The sequence below is a fragment of the Telluria aromaticivorans genome (assembly GCF_013003915.1).
GTDB classification, from domain to species: Bacteria; Pseudomonadota; Gammaproteobacteria; order Burkholderiales; family Burkholderiaceae_D; genus Telluria; species Telluria aromaticivorans.
On sequence record NZ_JABAIV010000003.1, the window covers coordinates 318,864 to 334,856 of the forward strand.

Annotated in this window: 13 protein-coding genes; 8 read left to right on the plus strand and 5 right to left on the minus strand. The window is 68.0% G+C overall.

Features of this window, described 5'->3' with window-relative positions; genetic code table 11:
- Positions 1–27 precede the first annotated feature (27 nt).
- The gene (locus HGB41_RS10735; RefSeq protein ID WP_171084058.1) at positions 28–1,095 is read left to right on the plus strand and encodes an SDR family oxidoreductase; all 1,068 of its coding nucleotides are present in this window, start codon (positions 28–30) and stop codon (positions 1,093–1,095) included.
- 11 nt (positions 1,096–1,106) lie between these two features.
- On the opposite strand, the gene HGB41_RS10740 is transcribed toward HGB41_RS10735, so the two are convergent.
- Together HGB41_RS10740 and HGB41_RS10745 are read right to left on the minus strand one after the other, a co-directional pair.
- Positions 1,107–2,312, minus strand: coding sequence for an MFS transporter (locus tag HGB41_RS10740; RefSeq protein WP_171084060.1), 1,206 nt, complete (start codon positions 2,310–2,312; stop codon positions 1,107–1,109).
- Between the two features lie 17 nt (positions 2,313–2,329).
- Positions 2,330–3,379 carry an NAD(P)-dependent alcohol dehydrogenase gene (locus HGB41_RS10745; protein ID WP_171084062.1) on the minus strand — a complete coding sequence of 350 codons (1,050 nt, stop codon included), beginning with the start codon at positions 3,377–3,379 and terminating at the stop codon, positions 2,330–2,332.
- A gap of 181 nt (positions 3,380–3,560) precedes the next feature.
- Between HGB41_RS10745 and HGB41_RS10750 the strand changes: the two genes are divergently transcribed.
- The 3 genes from HGB41_RS10750 (at position 3,561) to HGB41_RS10760 (ending at position 7,585) form a co-directional block, all read left to right on the plus strand.
- Entirely contained in the window at positions 3,561–4,454 is an 894-nt protein-coding gene (locus HGB41_RS10750) for a LysR family transcriptional regulator (RefSeq protein ID WP_171084064.1), read from the plus strand.
- A gap of 133 nt (positions 4,455–4,587) precedes the next feature.
- Positions 4,588–6,267 carry a putative bifunctional diguanylate cyclase/phosphodiesterase gene (locus tag HGB41_RS10755; protein ID WP_171084065.1) on the plus strand — a complete coding sequence of 560 codons (1,680 nt, stop codon included), beginning with the start codon at positions 4,588–4,590 and terminating at the stop codon, positions 6,265–6,267.
- A gap of 49 nt (positions 6,268–6,316) precedes the next feature.
- Positions 6,317–7,585 carry a ferritin-like domain-containing protein gene (locus tag HGB41_RS10760; RefSeq protein ID WP_171084068.1) on the plus strand — a complete coding sequence of 423 codons (1,269 nt, stop codon included), beginning with the start codon at positions 6,317–6,319 and terminating at the stop codon, positions 7,583–7,585.
- A 44-nt stretch (positions 7,586–7,629) separates the two neighbouring features.
- Here the strand turns inward: HGB41_RS10760 and HGB41_RS10765 are convergent, their stop codons facing one another.
- The 3 genes from HGB41_RS10765 to HGB41_RS10775 all read right to left on the minus strand — a co-directional run bounded on the left by HGB41_RS10765 (position 7,630) and on the right by HGB41_RS10775 (position 10,568).
- Positions 7,630–8,097: a universal stress protein gene (locus HGB41_RS10765; protein WP_171084070.1), complete on the minus strand. Its 468-nt coding sequence runs from the start codon at positions 8,095–8,097 to the stop codon at positions 7,630–7,632.
- 23 nt (positions 8,098–8,120) lie between these two features.
- Entirely contained in the window at positions 8,121–8,558 is a 438-nt protein-coding gene (locus HGB41_RS10770; RefSeq protein ID WP_171084072.1) for a universal stress protein, read from the minus strand.
- A 150-nt stretch (positions 8,559–8,708) separates the two neighbouring features.
- Positions 8,709–10,568, minus strand: coding sequence for a feruloyl-CoA synthase (locus HGB41_RS10775; RefSeq protein WP_171084855.1), 1,860 nt, complete (start codon positions 10,566–10,568; stop codon positions 8,709–8,711).
- Positions 10,569–10,766: 198 nt separating this feature from the next.
- Between HGB41_RS10775 and HGB41_RS10780 the strand changes: the two genes are divergently transcribed.
- From HGB41_RS10780 to HGB41_RS10795, 4 genes are all read left to right on the plus strand, one after another.
- The gene (locus tag HGB41_RS10780) at positions 10,767–12,224 is read left to right on the plus strand and encodes an NfeD family protein (RefSeq protein ID WP_171084074.1); all 1,458 of its coding nucleotides are present in this window, start codon (positions 10,767–10,769) and stop codon (positions 12,222–12,224) included.
- Positions 12,225–12,235: 11 nt separating this feature from the next.
- Positions 12,236–13,006 carry a slipin family protein gene (locus HGB41_RS10785; RefSeq protein ID WP_171084077.1) on the plus strand — a complete coding sequence of 257 codons (771 nt, stop codon included), beginning with the start codon at positions 12,236–12,238 and terminating at the stop codon, positions 13,004–13,006.
- 231 nt (positions 13,007–13,237) lie between these two features.
- Positions 13,238–14,062, plus strand: a complete 825-nt coding sequence (locus tag HGB41_RS10790; protein WP_171084079.1) for a universal stress protein — start codon at positions 13,238–13,240, stop codon at positions 14,060–14,062.
- 19 nt (positions 14,063–14,081) lie between these two features.
- Positions 14,082–15,860, plus strand: a complete 1,779-nt coding sequence (locus HGB41_RS10795; RefSeq protein WP_171084081.1) for a PHA/PHB synthase family protein — start codon at positions 14,082–14,084, stop codon at positions 15,858–15,860.
- Positions 15,861–15,993: the final 133 nt, after the last annotated feature.

Consider the following 15,993-nt stretch of genomic DNA (forward strand, 5'->3'; position numbering starts at 1 on the left):
GACGTCCATCGTCATCAGGAGAACCCCATGAAACGCACGGCACTCATCGCAGGCATTACCGGCATCGGCGGTAACCACGTGGCCCGCGAACTGCTGGCGGACGGATGGGAAGTGATCGGCCTGTCGCGCCGCGCGCCGCAAGACCTGCCCGGAGTCCGCCACGTCGCCGCCGACCTGCTCGACCGGGACGGCCTGGCGCAAGCCCTGGCCGGCATCAACCCGACCCACGTCTTCATCACCACCTGGATGCGCCAGGATACCGAGGCCGACAACATCCGCGTGAATGCGGCGCTGGTGCGCAACCTGCTCGACGCGCTCTCGCCCCAAAAAAGCCTGCGCCATGTCGCGCTGGTCACCGGCCTGAAGCACTACCTCGGTCCTTTCGAGGCCTATGCCAGCTCGGGCACCCTGCCCGACACCCCGCTGCGCGAAAGCCAGCCGCGCCTGCCGCTGGAGAATTTCTACTATGCGCAGGAAGACGAGGTTTATGCCGCGGCCGAACGCGACCGCTTTACCTGGTCGGTGCACCGCCCGCATACGATCATCGGCCTGGCCGTGGGCAATGCCATGAACCTCGGCACCACCCTCGCCGTCTACGCCACGATCTGCAAGGAAACCGGGCGCCCCTTCCAGTTCCCCGGTTCGGAAGCGCAGTGGAAGGGCCTGTCGGACGTGACCGACGCGCGCATGCTGGCCAAGCAGCTGGTCTGGGCCGCCGACACCGACGCTGCGCGCAACGAAGCCTTCAATATCGTCAACGGCGACGTGTTCCGCTGGAGCTGGCTGTGGCCGAAACTGGCTGGGTGGTTCGGCGTACAGGCCGCGGGTTTCAACGGCACTGTGCAGCCGCTCGAAACGGCGATGGCGAACGACGCCGGGCTATGGCGCGAGATCGCCGGGCGCCATGGGCTGGTCGAGCCCAATCTCGACCGGCTGGCGTCAAGCTGGCATACCGACCTCGACCTGGGACGGCCGCTGGAAGTGATGACCGATATGGCCAACAGCCGCCGGCTGGGCTTTACGGCTTACCAGGCGACCGATGCATCGTTCTTCGATTTGTTCGAAAGGCTGCGGGCGGAGCGCTTGATTCCCTGAGCTGCTTACCGTTACGAGTGCGCGCGGCCGCTACGCGCCGCGAGCACGGCGAACACTGCAGCGACGACAAGCAGCCCCGCCCCCAGGCTGAAAGTGGCACGGTAGCCGCTGGCGTCGAACAGCAGCCCGCCCACCAGCGCGCCGAGCATGATCGCCAGCTGCACCACCGCGACCATCAGGCCGCCGCCCGCCTCGGCATCCTTCGGCAGCGTTCTGGCCAGCCAGGTCCACCACCCGACCGGGGCCGCGGTGCCGACCAGTCCCCAGATGCCCAGCAGGATGGCGACCACCGGCAGCATGCCGCCCAGGCCGATCAAGGCCACCGCGATCAGCGCCATCAGCGCCGGGATCAGCACGAGGGTCCGGTACAGGTGCTGCTTGAGCAGGCTCCCGATCAGGATCGTCCCCGTGAAGCCGGCGAGGCCGATGACCAGCAGGAGCAGCGACAGCGTAGCAGTGTCGACCCGGGTTACCTGCTCGAGGAAGGGCCGCAGGTAGGTGAACAGCGCGAACTGCCCCATGAAGAAGAAGCTGGCGCCCGCCATGCCGAAGGCGACGTCCGGGCGCCTCAATAGCGTCCACGCGCTCGAGGGAACCTGCCCGCGCTGGACCGGCATCGACGGCAGGCTGGCCAGCTTCCATGCAAAGGCCAGCGCCGCCACGGGAACGACGCAAAAGAAGGCGCCGCGCCAGCCAACCGCCGCACCGAGGAAGCTGCCCAGGGGCGCCGCCACTACCGTGGCCAGCGCATTGCCGCCGTTGACGATCGCGAGCGCCTTCGGCACCTGGTGGAGCGGCACCAGGCGCATCGCGGTTGCCGCCGACATCGACCAGAAGCCGCCGATGGCCACGCCGATCAGGGCGCGGCCGACCATGAACCAGAAATAACTGGGCGCGAATGCGGCGAGGGTCCCGGACGCCATCATCAGCACCGTCAGCGACAGGAGCAGCAGCCGGCGGTCGAAGCGGCCGGCGAGCCGCGCGATGAACAGGCTGGTGACCAGGGCAAAGGCGCCGGAGATGGCGATCGCCTGCCCCGCCTGTCCCTCGGTGATGCCCAGATCGGCGGCGATCGGCGTCAGCAGGCTGACCGGCATGAACTCGGATGCGACCAGCACGAAGGCGCCGAGCGCCAGGGCAAAGACCGCGCCCCATGCGGCCGGGCGCGCGCCCTCGAGCGCCGCGGAATGGGGGCTGGCAGTGAGGTTCGGATTCATGCGGTGTCGCTTTCCGCTCAGGCGGCCAGCGTGCTGCTGTCGATCACGAAGCGGTATTTCACGTCGCCCTCGAACATGCGTTCGTAGGCCGCGTTGATCTGGTCGGCTCGGATCATTTCGATGTCCGCGACGATGCCGTGCTCCGCGCAGAAGTCGAGCATCTCCTGGGTTTCCGGGATCCCGCCGATCATCGAGCCGGCCAGCGACCGGCGCTTGCCGACCAATGTGAAGACGGCCGGCGACGGATGCGGCTCGGCCGGCACGCCCACCAGGGTCATGGTGCCGTCGCGCTTGAGCAGCGCCATGAAGACGTCGAGGTCGTGCGGGGCCGCCACGGTATTGATGATCAGGTCCAGGCTTTGCGCATGCGCTGACATCGCCGCCGGGTCGCGCGACACCACCACTTCGTCGGCGCCCAGCAGCCCGGCATCCTTGCGCTTCGATTCCGAGGTGGTGAAGGCCACCACGTGGGCGCCCATCGCGTGCGCCAGCTTGATGCCCATGTGGCCGAGGCCACCGATGCCGACGATGCCGACCTTCTTGCCCGGGCCGGCCTGCCAGTGGCGCAGCGGCGAATACGTGGTGATGCCGGCGCACAGCAGCGGCGCCACGGCGGCCAGCTGGGCTTCCGGATGGCGCACGCGCAGCACGTAGCGCTCGTGCACGACGATCTGCTCCGAATAGCCCCCCAGCGTATGGCCCGGCGCGTCGGCGGTCGGGAAGTTGTAGGTGCCGGTCATGTTGTCGCAGTAGTTCTCCAGCCCCTCTTCGCAGTCCGCGCACTGCCGGCAGCTGTCGACCAGGCAGCCGACGCCCACCAGGTCGCCCGGCCGGAAGCTTGATACTTGGGCGCCGACGCTGGCGACGCGGCCGACGATCTCGTGGCCGGGCACGCAGGGGAAGACGGTACCGGCCCATTCGCCGCGCACCTGTTGCAGGTCGGAGTGGCAGACGCCGCAGAAGGCGATGTCGATCTGGACGTCGTGTGCGCCGGGTGCGCGGCGGGTGATGGCGATCGGTTCGAGTGGCTGGTCGCCGGCGTAGGCGCCGTAGGCGTGGACGGTCATGGGGTTTACCTTTCTGTTCTGTGGTGCACAGGCGCAGCAGCGCGCCCGGGAGTCGAGCATGGTAGCTGCAAAGCGGCGGCACGAACGGTTGCCTGTTTGCATGGGCTTATGAATTCAATTCATCAATCACTGCTAGAATTAAATACCTCCAATCATGAACCGCAGTCCCTACAGGATCCCCATGGCCCGCGAAAACATCAACGACATCCTCGTCTTCATCGCCGTGGCGCGCGAACGTAGCTTCACGCGGGCGGCGGCGAAACTGGGCATGACCCAGTCGGCGCTCAGCCACATCGTGCGCTCGCTCGAAGCGCGCCTCGGCGTGCGCCTGCTCACGCGCACCACGCGCAGCGTCTCGCCCACCGAGGCCGGCGAGCGTCTGCTGCTGAACGTGGCGCCGCGCATCGACGAGATCGAAGCCGAGATCGCGGCCGTGAGCGACCTGGGCGACAAGCCGGCCGGCACCATCCGCATCACCGCCATCGACAACGTCATCGACAACGTGCTGTGGCCGCGGCTGGCGCCCCTGCTCCCGCAATACCCCGACCTGCACGTCGAGATCACCGCCGACTACCGCATGGTCGACATCGCGGCCGACCGCTACGACATCGGCGTACGCTATGGCGACCAGGTGGAAAAGGACATGGTCGCGGTGCGCCTGACGCCCGACGTGCAGACCATGATCGTCGCCTCCCCCGCCTATTTCGCCTGGCATGCGGTTCCCGTTTCGCCGCAAGACCTGATGAAGCAGAACTGCATCACCCTGCGCCTGGCCAGCAGCGGCGGCATCTACGCCTGGGAGCTCGAACGCGAGGGCCAGGCGCAGGAACTGCGGGTGCGCGGCCAGGCGATGTTCACCACCGGCTACCACATGCTGAACGCCGCCCTGAGCGGCTGCGGCATCGCCTATCTCACCGAAGACCTGGCCGCAAGCCACGTGCGCGAAGGCCGCCTGGTCAGCGTGATGCAGGACTGGTGCCCGAAATTCCCTGGCCTGCACGCCTATTACCCGAGCCGGCGGCACGCGTCGCGCGCGCTGGCGCTGGTGATCGACGCGATCCGTCACAAGGGCTGAGCCGAGTGGCGGGCCCACGCCGGCGCGCATGGGGACAGCGTAAATACGAAGCGACGCCAACAGTTGGCTGGCGTACAATGAATCGAAGCTTCATTTCGAGCTTCCCAGCCGTCCCAAAGGAGCACAGATAGTCATGACGGCCCCCGATCTCCTGCGCGCCATCCTCACCAGCGCTTCCAGCGTGGCCATCATCGTCACCGACCGCGACGGCCTTCTCCTGCATTGCAACGCCGGGGCGCAATCCCTGTTCGGCCTGTCGGACGCCATGCCCGGCATGGATTGCGCGGCGATCTTCACGCCGAAAGACCAGGCTGCCGGCATACCCCTGCAGGAGATGCTCGCTGCGCTGGCCCAGGGCGAGATCACCGCGACCCGTGCGCATCGCCAGCCCGGCAGCGCGCCAGACCTGTGGGTCGAAAGCCACGTCAGCCCGATGTTCGACCGCGCCGGCGCGCATCTCGGCTTCATGCGCATTGCCCAGGACGTGAGCGAGCGTCACCGGCGCGAACAGGCGGCCGCGCGCGAGGCCGGCACCGACGCCGTGTCGGGCCTGAGCAACCGGCGTGCCTTCGACGAGCGCTTCGACGAAGCCGTGGCGCTGAGCATCCGCACCAATGGATCGCTGGCCCTGCACCTGATCGACCTCGACCTGTTCAAGCAGGTCAACGATACCCTGGGCCACAGTGCCGGCGACGAAGTGCTGCGGGTGGTGGCCGGGCGCATCTCCAGCGTGACGCGCGACTCCGACACGGTCGCCCGCTTCGGCGGCGACGAGTTCGCCGTGCTGCAGACCGGGGCCGGCTCGCCGGTCGATGCCGCAGTGCTGGCCGACAAGCTGGTCGCCGTGCTGCGCCAGCCGATCGCGGTCATGGGCCACGAAGTCCATGTCACGGCCAGCATCGGCATTGCCGTCGCACCGATAGACGGCTGGATTGCGGGCGAATTGCTGCGCAAGGCCGATGTGGCGCTCTACCGCGTCAAGCGCAGCGGGCGCAATCACTACGGCTACTTCACCCACGAGCTGGACCTCGAATCACGCAACTACAGCCGCGACATGGCGGCAGTGCGCCAGGCGGTATCCGAAGAACGCTTCTACCTGCTGTACCAGCCGATCATCGCCACCGACAGCGGCAGGGTCAGGTCGGTGGAAGCGCTGCTGCGCTGCGACCATCCAGCGCTGGCGGGACGCCCGATCCCGGAGGTGATCGACCTGATTCGCAAATGCGGCCTGATCACCGACATGAGCCGCTGGATCGTGCGCCGTGCCTGCGAAGACGCGATCGGCTGCAACGAGACCGGGGTGCGGCATCCGGTGGCGCTCAACCTGTGCGCGCGCGAACTGTCCGACTTCCACATGGTGGCCCTGATCGACGCCGCCATGGACCTTGCCGGCCTGGCGCCGGACGACATCTCGGTCGAGCTGACCGAACACGCGCTGTTCGAAAGCCACGACGTCGGCCGCGGGGTGCTCGAGGCCTTCAGCCAGCGCGGCCTGTCGATCGCACTGGACGATTTCGGCACCGGCTATTCGTCCCTGAGCCACCTGACCACCCTGCCCATCAATGTCCTGAAACTGGACATCTCCTTCGTCCGCCCGCTGGCGTACAGCCCGGAGATGCGCACGGTCGTCAGCGCCATCATCACCCTGGCGCATACGCTGGGCATTGCCGTGGTGGCCGAAGGGGTGGAAACCGTGGAGCAGCTCGACTTCTTGCGCGAACAGCGCTGCGATGCCGTGCAGGGCTATTATTTTTCGCACCCCTTGTCGGCCGCCGAGATGTGCGTGTACGTGAACGAACGCCGGCTGTCCTGACTACGGCCGCGCGCACGCTTGCAGCGTGGGGTTCCGGTATAGTGGCCCGATGAAGCCATCCACCACCGCCGACCAGCACGAAGTCCGCGTCAACGACCGCGAACAGCTCATCTACCTGCTGACCGAAGCGGCCGAAATCGAGCATGGCCTGATGTGCAGCTACCTGTACGCCGGCTGGAGCCTGAAGCAGTCGACCGTTGAATCGGTGACGCCCGCGCAGTTCGAAGCGATCGACCGCTGGCGCAAGGAGATCCGCAGCGTCGCCATGGAAGAAATGGCCCACCTGGCCAGCGTGAACAATCTCCTGATGAGCATCGGCTCGCCGCCGCATTTCCGGCGCCAGAATTTCCCGGTGCCGGCGGGCTACCACCCGGCCAGCCTGGTGGTGCGCCTGGCGCCGCTGGGGCGCGACACCCTGGCCCATTTCGTCTACCTGGAGCGTCCCGAAGGCATGGAGATGGCGCAGGCCAGCGGCTTTGAATCTCCCGCAGACTACCAGCGCCGCCCACATGCCACCCGGCTTACGCCGACGGCAGAAGACTACGACACCGTGGGCCACCTGTACCGCGGCATCCAGCAGGGCTTCGAGACCCTGGCCGAACGCCTGGGCGAGTCCACCCTGTTCGTGGGCAGCCCTGAAGCCCAGCTCGGCCCCGACATCATGGACCTGCCCGGACTGGTGACGGTCACGGACCTGCGCAGCGCCATGCAGGCGATCGAAGTCATCATCGAACAGGGTGAAGGCGGTCGGCGCGACAGCGAGGAGTCGCACTACGCACGCTTCGTCGCAATGGCCGCGGAATACGATGCCTTCCTGCGTGACGCCCCTTCGTTCGTGCCGCACCGCCCCATCGTGCCGGACCCCGTCATGTTCGCGCCGATCGGCGACGCCCCCGGTTGCCAGGTCAGTGCCCCCGGCAGCGCGCGCGTCCTGGACCTGGCCAATGCCACCTACGGCCTCATGCTGCGGCTGCTGGCGAGCGGCACCGGCACACCCCAGTCCACTGCTGCGCGCCGCATGGAAATCGACGGCGCAGTGAGCCTGATGCATGTGGTGCACGCGCTCAGCGTGCTCCTGACCACGCTACCGGCAGGCAGCGAGCCCCTGCTTTGCGCGGGCATGAATTTCCACCTGCCGCGCAGCGGCCTGGCCCTGCCCCAGCGCGAAGCAGGCAGGGCGCTGCTGGCAGAACGCGCCAACGAAATCGCATTGGCGCTCGACGCGCTGGCGGTCTCGGTTCCCGGTCTGGACGCGAAGCTGGCCGGCGCCCTGCGCGACCTGGCAGCCTCGCTGGTGATGCCGGCTGCCGCCGGCTAAGCGCTGCCGGCACCCTGCCGGCTGGCCCCGCCAGTGCGGAACGCCTAGATGGGCTGGCGCGCCCCCGCCGGCGCCGGATGCAAGACCATGACGGGCACGGCGCAATGGGCCAGCACCGCCTGGGTCACGCTGCCTGCGAACAGCCGGCTCAGGCCACGCCGCCCGTGCGAGCCCATGATGACCAGGTCGCAGCCATGCTCGCGGGCCGCATCCACGATCGCCTCGCCCGGATCCAGCGAAAACCGGGGAATGGGCACACAGTGCACGCCGGCCGCCTGCGCGCGTACGGCGACCGCGCTGGCCAGTTCGTTGGCCCGCTCGAGCAGGACATCGACCTGCTGGCCGGGATCGAGCACCATGGCGCCGTCGAGCGACTGCAGCATGGGCTCCGGGACGGCGATCGACAGCGCGACGATCTCGCTGCCGAGCGCGCGGGCAAGCTCGATGGCCGAGGCGACCGCGCTGTCGGAGATGGGGGAGCCGTCGGTCGGCACCAGGATGCGCTTGTACATGGCTGTTCCTCGTATGGCGCCGGCTAGCGGTGCACCAGCACCGGTATGGCGCTGTGCACCAGCACCTTCTGGGTCTCGCTTCCAAGCAGCATGCCCTTGATCCCGCGGTAGCCATGCGAGGCCATCACGATCAGGTCGCAGCCGCGGTCGCGCGCAGCGCCGATAATCGCGTCATAGGGATCGTCGGAGACGCTCTGTACGCAGCTGCAGGGCACGCCCGCATCGCGCGCCGCGGCGGCCACCTCGTCCAGCAGGCGCTGGCCACGGGCCTTGCTGGCTACCTCGTAGGATTCCGGGGTCTGCTCGAGCATCTCGACATCGGTCGTCAGGGTGTGGAACGGCCGGGTAGCCGTCATGCCCACCACCTCGGCGCCCACGCTCCTGGCGAAATCGACACCGGACAGGATGGCGCGCCGGGACGCCTCGGAACCGTCGGTCGGCAGCAGGATACGCTTGTACATGGCAACCTCCAGCAAGGGCGCGGCAGCGGATATCCATTCGATCCCTAAGCGACGCACTCTGTTCCGGCTGATCCGCTGGCTGTTTGATTTAAATCATAGATCGTTCACGGCCAAGTGCACACTCAACCCTGTAGGCCTGCGGACGACCATTTACCTGGGGCGTTCCGCATCCTGGCCCGGGTAAAAGATTCCCGGATCCTTTCCTGCATGGAGCAACTCGACCAGGGCTGCACGGTGGCCCAGGACCGCGCACTGGTTGACCGAACCCTTGTCGGTGACTTCGCCGCGCTCGGCCGAGGGCGGCTCGACCAGCAGGAATGCGCGTGCTACACGGCTTGCGCTGCCGCTGGCCTGGCCAAGGCCTTGGACCAGTCCATCGAAAAACCTGCGCACCGCCTTGTCCGCCAGCACCTCGGCCGCAGTCGCTGCAGGGCCCAATCCGGCAAGCGTGCGGCATTGCGCCAGGTTGGGGACGATCAGCAGGCCAATGTCGGAGCGATCATGACCGGTAATGACGGCATCCTGCACATACGGTGCGCCTTCTTGCACGACGCGGTTGCGCAAGGGCCCGACGCTGACCCAGGTGCCGGTGACGAGCTTGAAATCTTCTGCCACGCGGCCATCGAATACGAAGCCAAGGCGCGGCTCCCCGGGGTCGAGCCACCTGACGGCGTCGCCCGAGCGGAAAAAACCTTCCTCGTCGAACATTGCGGCGGTCTCAAGCGGCGCCTTCCAGTAGCCGGGCGTAACACTGGGACCGCGATAGCGCAGTTCGAGCTTGTCGCCGCAAGGAACCAGCTTGACCTCCATGCCGGGCCCGGGAATACCCAGTTCGCCCGCCTGCGCGTCCTCGCTCATCGCGAACAGGGCGCAGGGCGAGGTCTCGGTCATGCCCAGCCCCGAGCTGATGCGGACCCGTTCGCCACAAGCAGATTCGGCGCCGGCGTGCAGCTGGTCCAGCACCGGCTGGGCCAGCGCGGCGCCGGCATAGAACTGCAGTTTCAGGCGGCTGTAGAAGGTGTCGCGCAGCGCGGGATCGTGCGCCAGCGCCTGCGCCAGGTCATCCCAGCCCTTGGGCACGTTGAAGTAAATGGTCGGTGCAATCTCGCGCAGGTTGGCAAGCGTTTGTTCGAACAGTTGCGGGGTCGGCTTGCCGTCGTCGATGTACAGGGTGCCGCCGTTGAACAGCACCAGGTTGACGTTCTTGTTGCCGCCGAACGTGTGGTTCCATGGTAGCCAGTCGAGCAGCACCGGCGGCGCTTCCGCCAGGAAGGGCCAGGCCTGCAGCAGCAGCTGCATGTTGCTGCACAACATACGGTGGGTGTTCACCACCGCTTTCGGCAGCCCCGTCGAGCCGGAGGTGAACAAAAACTTGGCGATGGTGTCGGGACCAACGGCCAGCATGGCCTCGTCCACTGCGCCGGTAGGCACCGTGCGTTCCAGCGCCGCAAAGAGCGTGGCCTCGCGCCCGGCCGGCCTCCCGCCGACGACCACGAATTCGACATCGGCGCCGCAGGTCGCCGCCACCGCGCGGCCAAAGGCTGCGCCATCGCTGGCAAACACCAGGCCGGGGTTCAGCAATTCAATGATGTGGCGTAGCTTGCCGAAGTCCTGCGACAGCGTCGAATAGGCAGGGGAAATCGGCGCATACGGCACGCCGACGTACTGGCAGGCCAGCGCCAGCATGGCGTGCTCGAGGTCGTTGCCGGACAGGATCACCACCGGGCGTCCGGACGACAGGCCGCGCTGCAGGAGCGCCTGGCCGATCGCCCGGGCCTGCTGCAGCGCCTCGGCATAGCTGATGTGGCGCCAGGCGCCGTCGGCGCCGCGGCGGGCGATGAAGCTGCGGCCTGGCGCTTCCTGCGCCCAGTGGCGCAGTCGGTCCGTCGTGCGCACCGCATAGCTGCCGAGCGGCGCGACGGCCGTCACATAGCTTGCGCCATCGGCCTGCCGGACCTGTACTGCGTCGTCGCCGAATGCCACCGGGCGGTAGCGCACGTTTGCGACCATGCTCATGTCTCCGTTCATTCTTTCATCACGCCGCCAGCTTGCCACACTTACGACGGTTCCACCCCCGGTTCGCACTCAGTCGCCTGCGGTCGGCGGCCCGCGTGCGGGGGGCAGTAAACTACCGGGAACTATGGACCATGCCTGAGGTGTCAAACGGGCTTGATACTCATCGCCCAGCCGCCCAGGGAAGGGTCCGCCATGCCCGCCGTGCAGGAACATCGACACGCACCGGTTCCAGGTTCGCAGGACTGCCCTCGATGGCAGGGACTCGTGCGCACCTGCGCCGCGCTGCCGCTGTTGCTGTTGCTGCTGGCCGTACTCCTGCCGCGCCCCGCCTTCGGCGCCGCCAGGGTCGGCCTGCTGACGATCGACGGCGCGCTCGGCCCGGCCAACGCCGACCACATCGGGCGCAGCATCGAACGCTCGGCCGGGCAAGGGCAGCAATTGCTCATCCTTAAAATGGACACGCCTGGCGGACTCGACACCTCGATGCGCACGGTGATCAAGGCAATCCTGGCGTCGCCGGTGCCGGTCGCCGCCTATGTGGCGCCGGGCGGTGCACGCGCCGCCAGTGCCGGCACCTACCTGCTGTATGCGAGCCATATCGCCGCCATGGCGCCGGGCACGAACGTGGGCGCGGCCACGCCGGTTGAGATCGGGATCGGGCCCCAGCAGCCGGGCCCCGGCGGGCCGGTCCCGGGCGCCCCGCCGAAACAAGACGGGCCAGGCGAGGCCGGCGCCGGCAAGGCCGATACGCCGTCCGCCATGAAGGCCAAGCTCGTGAACGACGCCGCCGCCTACCTGCGTGGACTGGCGCAACTACGCGGCCGCAATGCCGACTGGGCCGAGCGCACGGTGCGCGAATCCGTCAGCCTGAGCGCCGACGAAGCCCTGCAACAAAATGTCATCGAATATGTCGCCGCCGACGTCCCCGCCCTGCTGGCCCAACTGGACGGACGCACGGTCGTGGTGTTGGGCCAGCAGCGGCGCCTGGCATTGAAGGGCGCCGTGCTGGTCGAGTTCCTGCCGGACTGGCGCACCGACGTGCTGGCGGCGATCACCAATCCCGGGGTCGCCCTGCTCCTGATGACCATCGGCATCTACGGGCTGGTGTTCGAATTCATGAGCCCGGGCGCGGTGGCCCCGGGCGTGATCGGCGCCATCTGCCTGCTGCTGGGGCTGTATGCCCTGCAGCTGCTGCCGGTGAATTACGTGGGCCTGGCCCTCATCGTGCTCGGGCTGGCCTTCATGATCGGCGAAGCCTATTTGCCCAGCTTCGGCATCCTCGGGCTGGGCGGGATCGCCGCCTTCGTTGCCGGCGCCCTCATGCTCATTGATACAGAGTTGCCCGGCTATGGCGTGCCGCCAGGCCTGGTCGGCACGCTCGCCGTGGCCAGCGCGCTGATCCTGTTCGGCACGGCGCGCCTGGCATTGCGAACGCGCCGGCGCCCGGTAACCAGCGGCGCGGCCAGCCTCATCGGGTCATTGTGCGCCGTCGAGAACGTCGCTGCCAGGAATGTCCGGGAAGGATGGGTCCGCATCGAAGGCGAGCTGTGGCGGGCCGTCAGCGTCGAGCCGCTGCATCCGTCCCAGACCGTGCGGGTCGTCGGCCGGGCCGGACTGACCCTGGAAGTCGTCCCCGTGGTTCAACCTTGAGGAGTGTGACGATGTTTTCCGGTATCGGTATCGGCCTTGGCGGCCTGTTCTTCCTGCTGCTGGCGCTGCTCGCCTCGGCGATCCGGGTGCTGCGCGAATACGAACGCGGCGTCGTGTTCCAGCTGGGGCGCTTCTGGGGCGTGAAGGGGCCGGGGCTGGTGATCATCATCCCTGTGCTGCAGCAGATGGTGCGGGTCGACCTGCGCACCATCGTGCTCGACGTGCCCACCCAGGACGTGATCTCGCGCGACAACGTGTCGGTGAAGGTCAACGCGGTGCTGTATTTCCGGGTGGTCGACCCCGAGCGCGCCATCATCCAGGTCGCCAACTTCATGGAAGCGACCAGCCAGCTGGCGCAGACCACCCTGCGCGCCGTGCTCGGCAAGCACGAACTCGACGAAATGCTGGCCGAACGCGAGCGGCTGAACCTGGACATCCAGCAGGTGCTCGATGCCCAGACCGACGCCTGGGGCATCAAGGTGGCCAATGTCGAGATCAAGCATGTCGACCTCGACGAGTCGATGATCCGCGCCATCGCCCGCCAGGCCGAGGCCGAGCGCGAACGGCGCGCCAAGGTGATCCATGCGGAGGGCGAGCTGCAGGCGTCGGAAAAGCTGCAGCAGGCCGCCTTCGTGCTGGCCCAGCAGCCGGGGGCGATGCAGCTGCGCTACATGCAGACGCTCGGTGCGATTGCGGGCGACAAGTCCTCGACGATCGTGTTCCCGCTGCCGATCGAATTGCTTGACGTGGTGGCGGCGCAGGCGCGCAGCAAGTCCGGCTGATGCGGGATCCGGCGACGTGAATGCAGAATCCTGGTGGCCGCGCTTGCACGCGGGCGCCGCAAGGCCCCCGGCGCCGGTAAGTCCGCGGGCATTGGCTCCATTACTACCAAGATATTTGTTTGACATTTGATCTGCGTCATTCGCGCGCCTGACATGGGCCCGGCCCCGGCGTAAAGTTGGCAGGACGGCCCCCCTGCCCACCCGAGCGAACTACGAACGAAAGGACCAGCCATGTACAAGACGATCGTCGTGCATGTCGATGACAGCCCGTCAATGGACACCCGGCTGCAGGCCGCCGCCTGGCTGGCCAACGCGCACGAGGCGCACCTGGTGGGCAGCGCCGCCACCGGCCTGTCATGGCCGGCCTTCGTCCTGCTGGCCGGTTCGATGCGGCTAGCGCCGCGCGAAGACTTCGATGCCATGCGCAAGGCCGCGCACACCAGCCTGCAGGGGTTTGCCACGCAGGCGCGCAGGCTGGGCGTTCAATCCCACGAAGAGCGCATGATCGAGGACGAGCAGCGCCTGGCGCTGCTGCTGCAGTCACGCTACGCCGACCTGGTCGTGCTCAGCCAGGACGCGGGCGAGTCCGCCACGTCGCGCGGGCTGCCGCAATACCTCGTCCTGCACGGCCCCAGGCCCGTGCTGGTGGTGCCGCCCGCCTACGACGGCGCAACCATTGCCGACAGTGTCGTCGTCGGCTGGGACGGCAGCGTGCCGGCGATCCGCGCGATCCAGGCCGCCCTCCCCATACTGGTGCGCGCCAGCACGGTGATCCTGGCGCTGGTTAATTCCGACCGCGAATCAGGCCTCCACGGCGACGAGCCCGGCGCCGACATGGCGCTGTTCCTGGCCCGGCACGGCGTCCGCGTCGACGTCGTCAACGAGCGCACGCAAGCCGCGGCGGGCGACGCCCTGCTGGACATCGCTCGCGCCGGTGGCGCCGGGCTGCTGGTCGCCGGAGCGTTCGGCCACAGCCGCTACCGCGAGATCCTGCTGGGCGGCGTCACCCGGGTGCTGCTCGAGCGTGCGCCGATGCCGGTGCTGCTGGCGCACTGATGCCATGCCTGGAGCAGCGATGAACCAGCCCGGATTCCCGCCCCATGGCGTGCACGAGCGCGATGCCAGCGCCTGGCAGGGCACGCACCATGATTACCCTGAATCCGACGTCGGCCATGCCGCGATCGACCTTCCCCTGCACGCCTGGCTGGGCCGCTTCAGCGGCAATGTGTCGCCGGCCGCGCTGGCCATGGCCTGGTTCGACTGGAGCAGCCACCTTCTGTTGTCGCCCGACAAGCAGGCCGAACTGGCGATCCACGCGGCCTCGGCGTCGCTGCGCTGGCTCCGGTATTGCGCCGGCGCCGCTGCGCCCAGCCTGGCCGAACCGGTGACGCCGCTGGCGCAGGACAAGCGCTTCGCCGAGCCCGACTGGCACCGCTGGCCCTACAACGTGCTGAGCCAGGGCTTCCTGCTGCAGCAGCAATGGTGGCACCGCGCTACCCATAGCGTGCGCGGTATGTCGCGCCATCACGCCGATGTCGCCACCTTCGTCGCGCGCCAGCTGCTCGACTGCGTCGCACCGTCGAACTTCGTCGCAACCAACCCGGTGGTGTTGCGCACCACCTGCGAGCGCGGCGGCATGAACCTGGTGGCAGGCGCCCTGCGCGCCGCCGGCGACACCTGGCGCAGCGCGAACGGCGAAACCGAACTGCCCAGCTTCCAGCCCGGCCGCGACGTGGCGTGCACGCCTGGCAAGGTGGTACTGCGCAACCGCCTGGCCGAGCTGCTGCGCTACGACCCGGTCACGCCCGAGGTGCACGCGGCGCCGCTGCTGATCGTACCTGCATGGATCATGAAGTACTACATCCTCGACCTGTCGCCCCAGAATTCGCTGGTGCGCTACCTGGTCGCCCATGGGCACACCGTCTACGTCGTTTCGTGGAAGAACCCCGATGCAGGCGACCGCGACCTTGGCCTGGACGACTACCGCCGGCTCGGCATCATGGACGCGCTCGACGCGATCGTGCGCGACACCGGCGCGTCCCAGGTCAATGCCTGCGGTTATTGCCTGGGGGGCAGCCTGCTGGCGATCGCCGCCGCCGCCATGGCGCGCGACCACGACCGGCGCCTAGCCAGCCTGAGCCTGCTGGCGGCCCAGGTCGACTTCACCGAACCGGGCGAGCTGTCGCTGTTCATCGACGACAGCGAAGTCAGCTTCCTGGAAGCGTCGATGTGGAGCCAGGGCTACCTCGACACCCGCCAGATGGCCGGCGCCTTCCAGCTGCTGCGCTCGAACGACCTGATCTGGTCGCGGCGGCTGCGCCACTACCTGCTCGACGTGCCGGACCGGCATACCGACCTGATGTCCTGGAACGCCGATGCCACCCGCATGCCCTACCGGATGCATTCCGAATACCTGCGGCGCCTGTTCCTCAACAACGACCTCGCCAGCGCCCGTTACCAGGTCGACGGCAAGCCGGTCGCGCTGACCGACATCGAGGTGCCGATCTTCGCGGTCGGCACGCGCACCGACCATGTCGCACCGTGGCGCTCGGTCTACAAGATCGGCCTGCTGACGGATTCCGAAGTCAGCTTCCTGCTGACCTCGGGCGGGCACAATGCCGGCGTGGTCGCGCCACCCGGCGATGCCGGTCGCAGCTACCAACTGGCCACCGCAGCGGCGGATGACCCGTATATGGATCCGGAGCGCTGGCTACAGGATGCGCCGCAGTTCCAGGGCAGCTGGTGGCCGGCCTGGGAGGCATGGCTGGCGGCGCGCGCCGGCCCACCCGCCCGGCCGCCGCAGGGTGGGCCCGACCTGGGCCCGGCGCCAGGGCAATACGTGCTCGCGCCCTGAAAGCTTGTGAAAAATTCCTCCATGGCTGCGTTGCCTCGTTTCGCCGTACTAGCGCACTGTCTTCGACTCAGCGGCGGATTGCCGCCCCACTTGCCCTGGAGGTTTTTTCGCAAGCCCTGAGGCCGGGGCGTCC

Excerpts from the sequence above, each read along its gene's own strand:
- HGB41_RS10735 (WP_171084058.1), top strand. The coding sequence starts at position 28 with ATGAAACGCACGGCACTCATCGCAGGCATTACCGGCATCGGCGGTAAC.
- HGB41_RS10740 (WP_171084060.1), bottom strand. The coding sequence starts at position 2,312 with ATGAATCCGAACCTCACTGCCAGCCCCCATTCCGCGGCGCTCGAGGGC.
- HGB41_RS10745 (WP_171084062.1), bottom strand. The coding sequence starts at position 3,379 with ATGACCGTCCACGCCTACGGCGCCTACGCCGGCGACCAGCCACTCGAA.
- HGB41_RS10750 (WP_171084064.1), top strand. The coding sequence starts at position 3,561 with ATGGCCCGCGAAAACATCAACGACATCCTCGTCTTCATCGCCGTGGCG.
- HGB41_RS10755 (WP_171084065.1), top strand. The coding sequence starts at position 4,588 with ATGACGGCCCCCGATCTCCTGCGCGCCATCCTCACCAGCGCTTCCAGC.
- HGB41_RS10760 (WP_171084068.1), top strand. The coding sequence starts at position 6,317 with ATGAAGCCATCCACCACCGCCGACCAGCACGAAGTCCGCGTCAACGAC.
- HGB41_RS10765 (WP_171084070.1), bottom strand. The coding sequence starts at position 8,097 with ATGTACAAGCGCATCCTGGTGCCGACCGACGGCTCCCCCATCTCCGAC.
- HGB41_RS10770 (WP_171084072.1), bottom strand. The coding sequence starts at position 8,558 with ATGTACAAGCGTATCCTGCTGCCGACCGACGGTTCCGAGGCGTCCCGG.
- HGB41_RS10775 (WP_171084855.1), bottom strand. The coding sequence starts at position 10,568 with ATGGTCGCAAACGTGCGCTACCGCCCGGTGGCATTCGGCGACGACGCA.
- HGB41_RS10780 (WP_171084074.1), top strand. The coding sequence starts at position 10,767 with ATGCCCGCCGTGCAGGAACATCGACACGCACCGGTTCCAGGTTCGCAG.
- HGB41_RS10785 (WP_171084077.1), top strand. The coding sequence starts at position 12,236 with ATGTTTTCCGGTATCGGTATCGGCCTTGGCGGCCTGTTCTTCCTGCTG.
- HGB41_RS10790 (WP_171084079.1), top strand. The coding sequence starts at position 13,238 with ATGTACAAGACGATCGTCGTGCATGTCGATGACAGCCCGTCAATGGAC.
- HGB41_RS10795 (WP_171084081.1), top strand. The coding sequence starts at position 14,082 with ATGAACCAGCCCGGATTCCCGCCCCATGGCGTGCACGAGCGCGATGCC.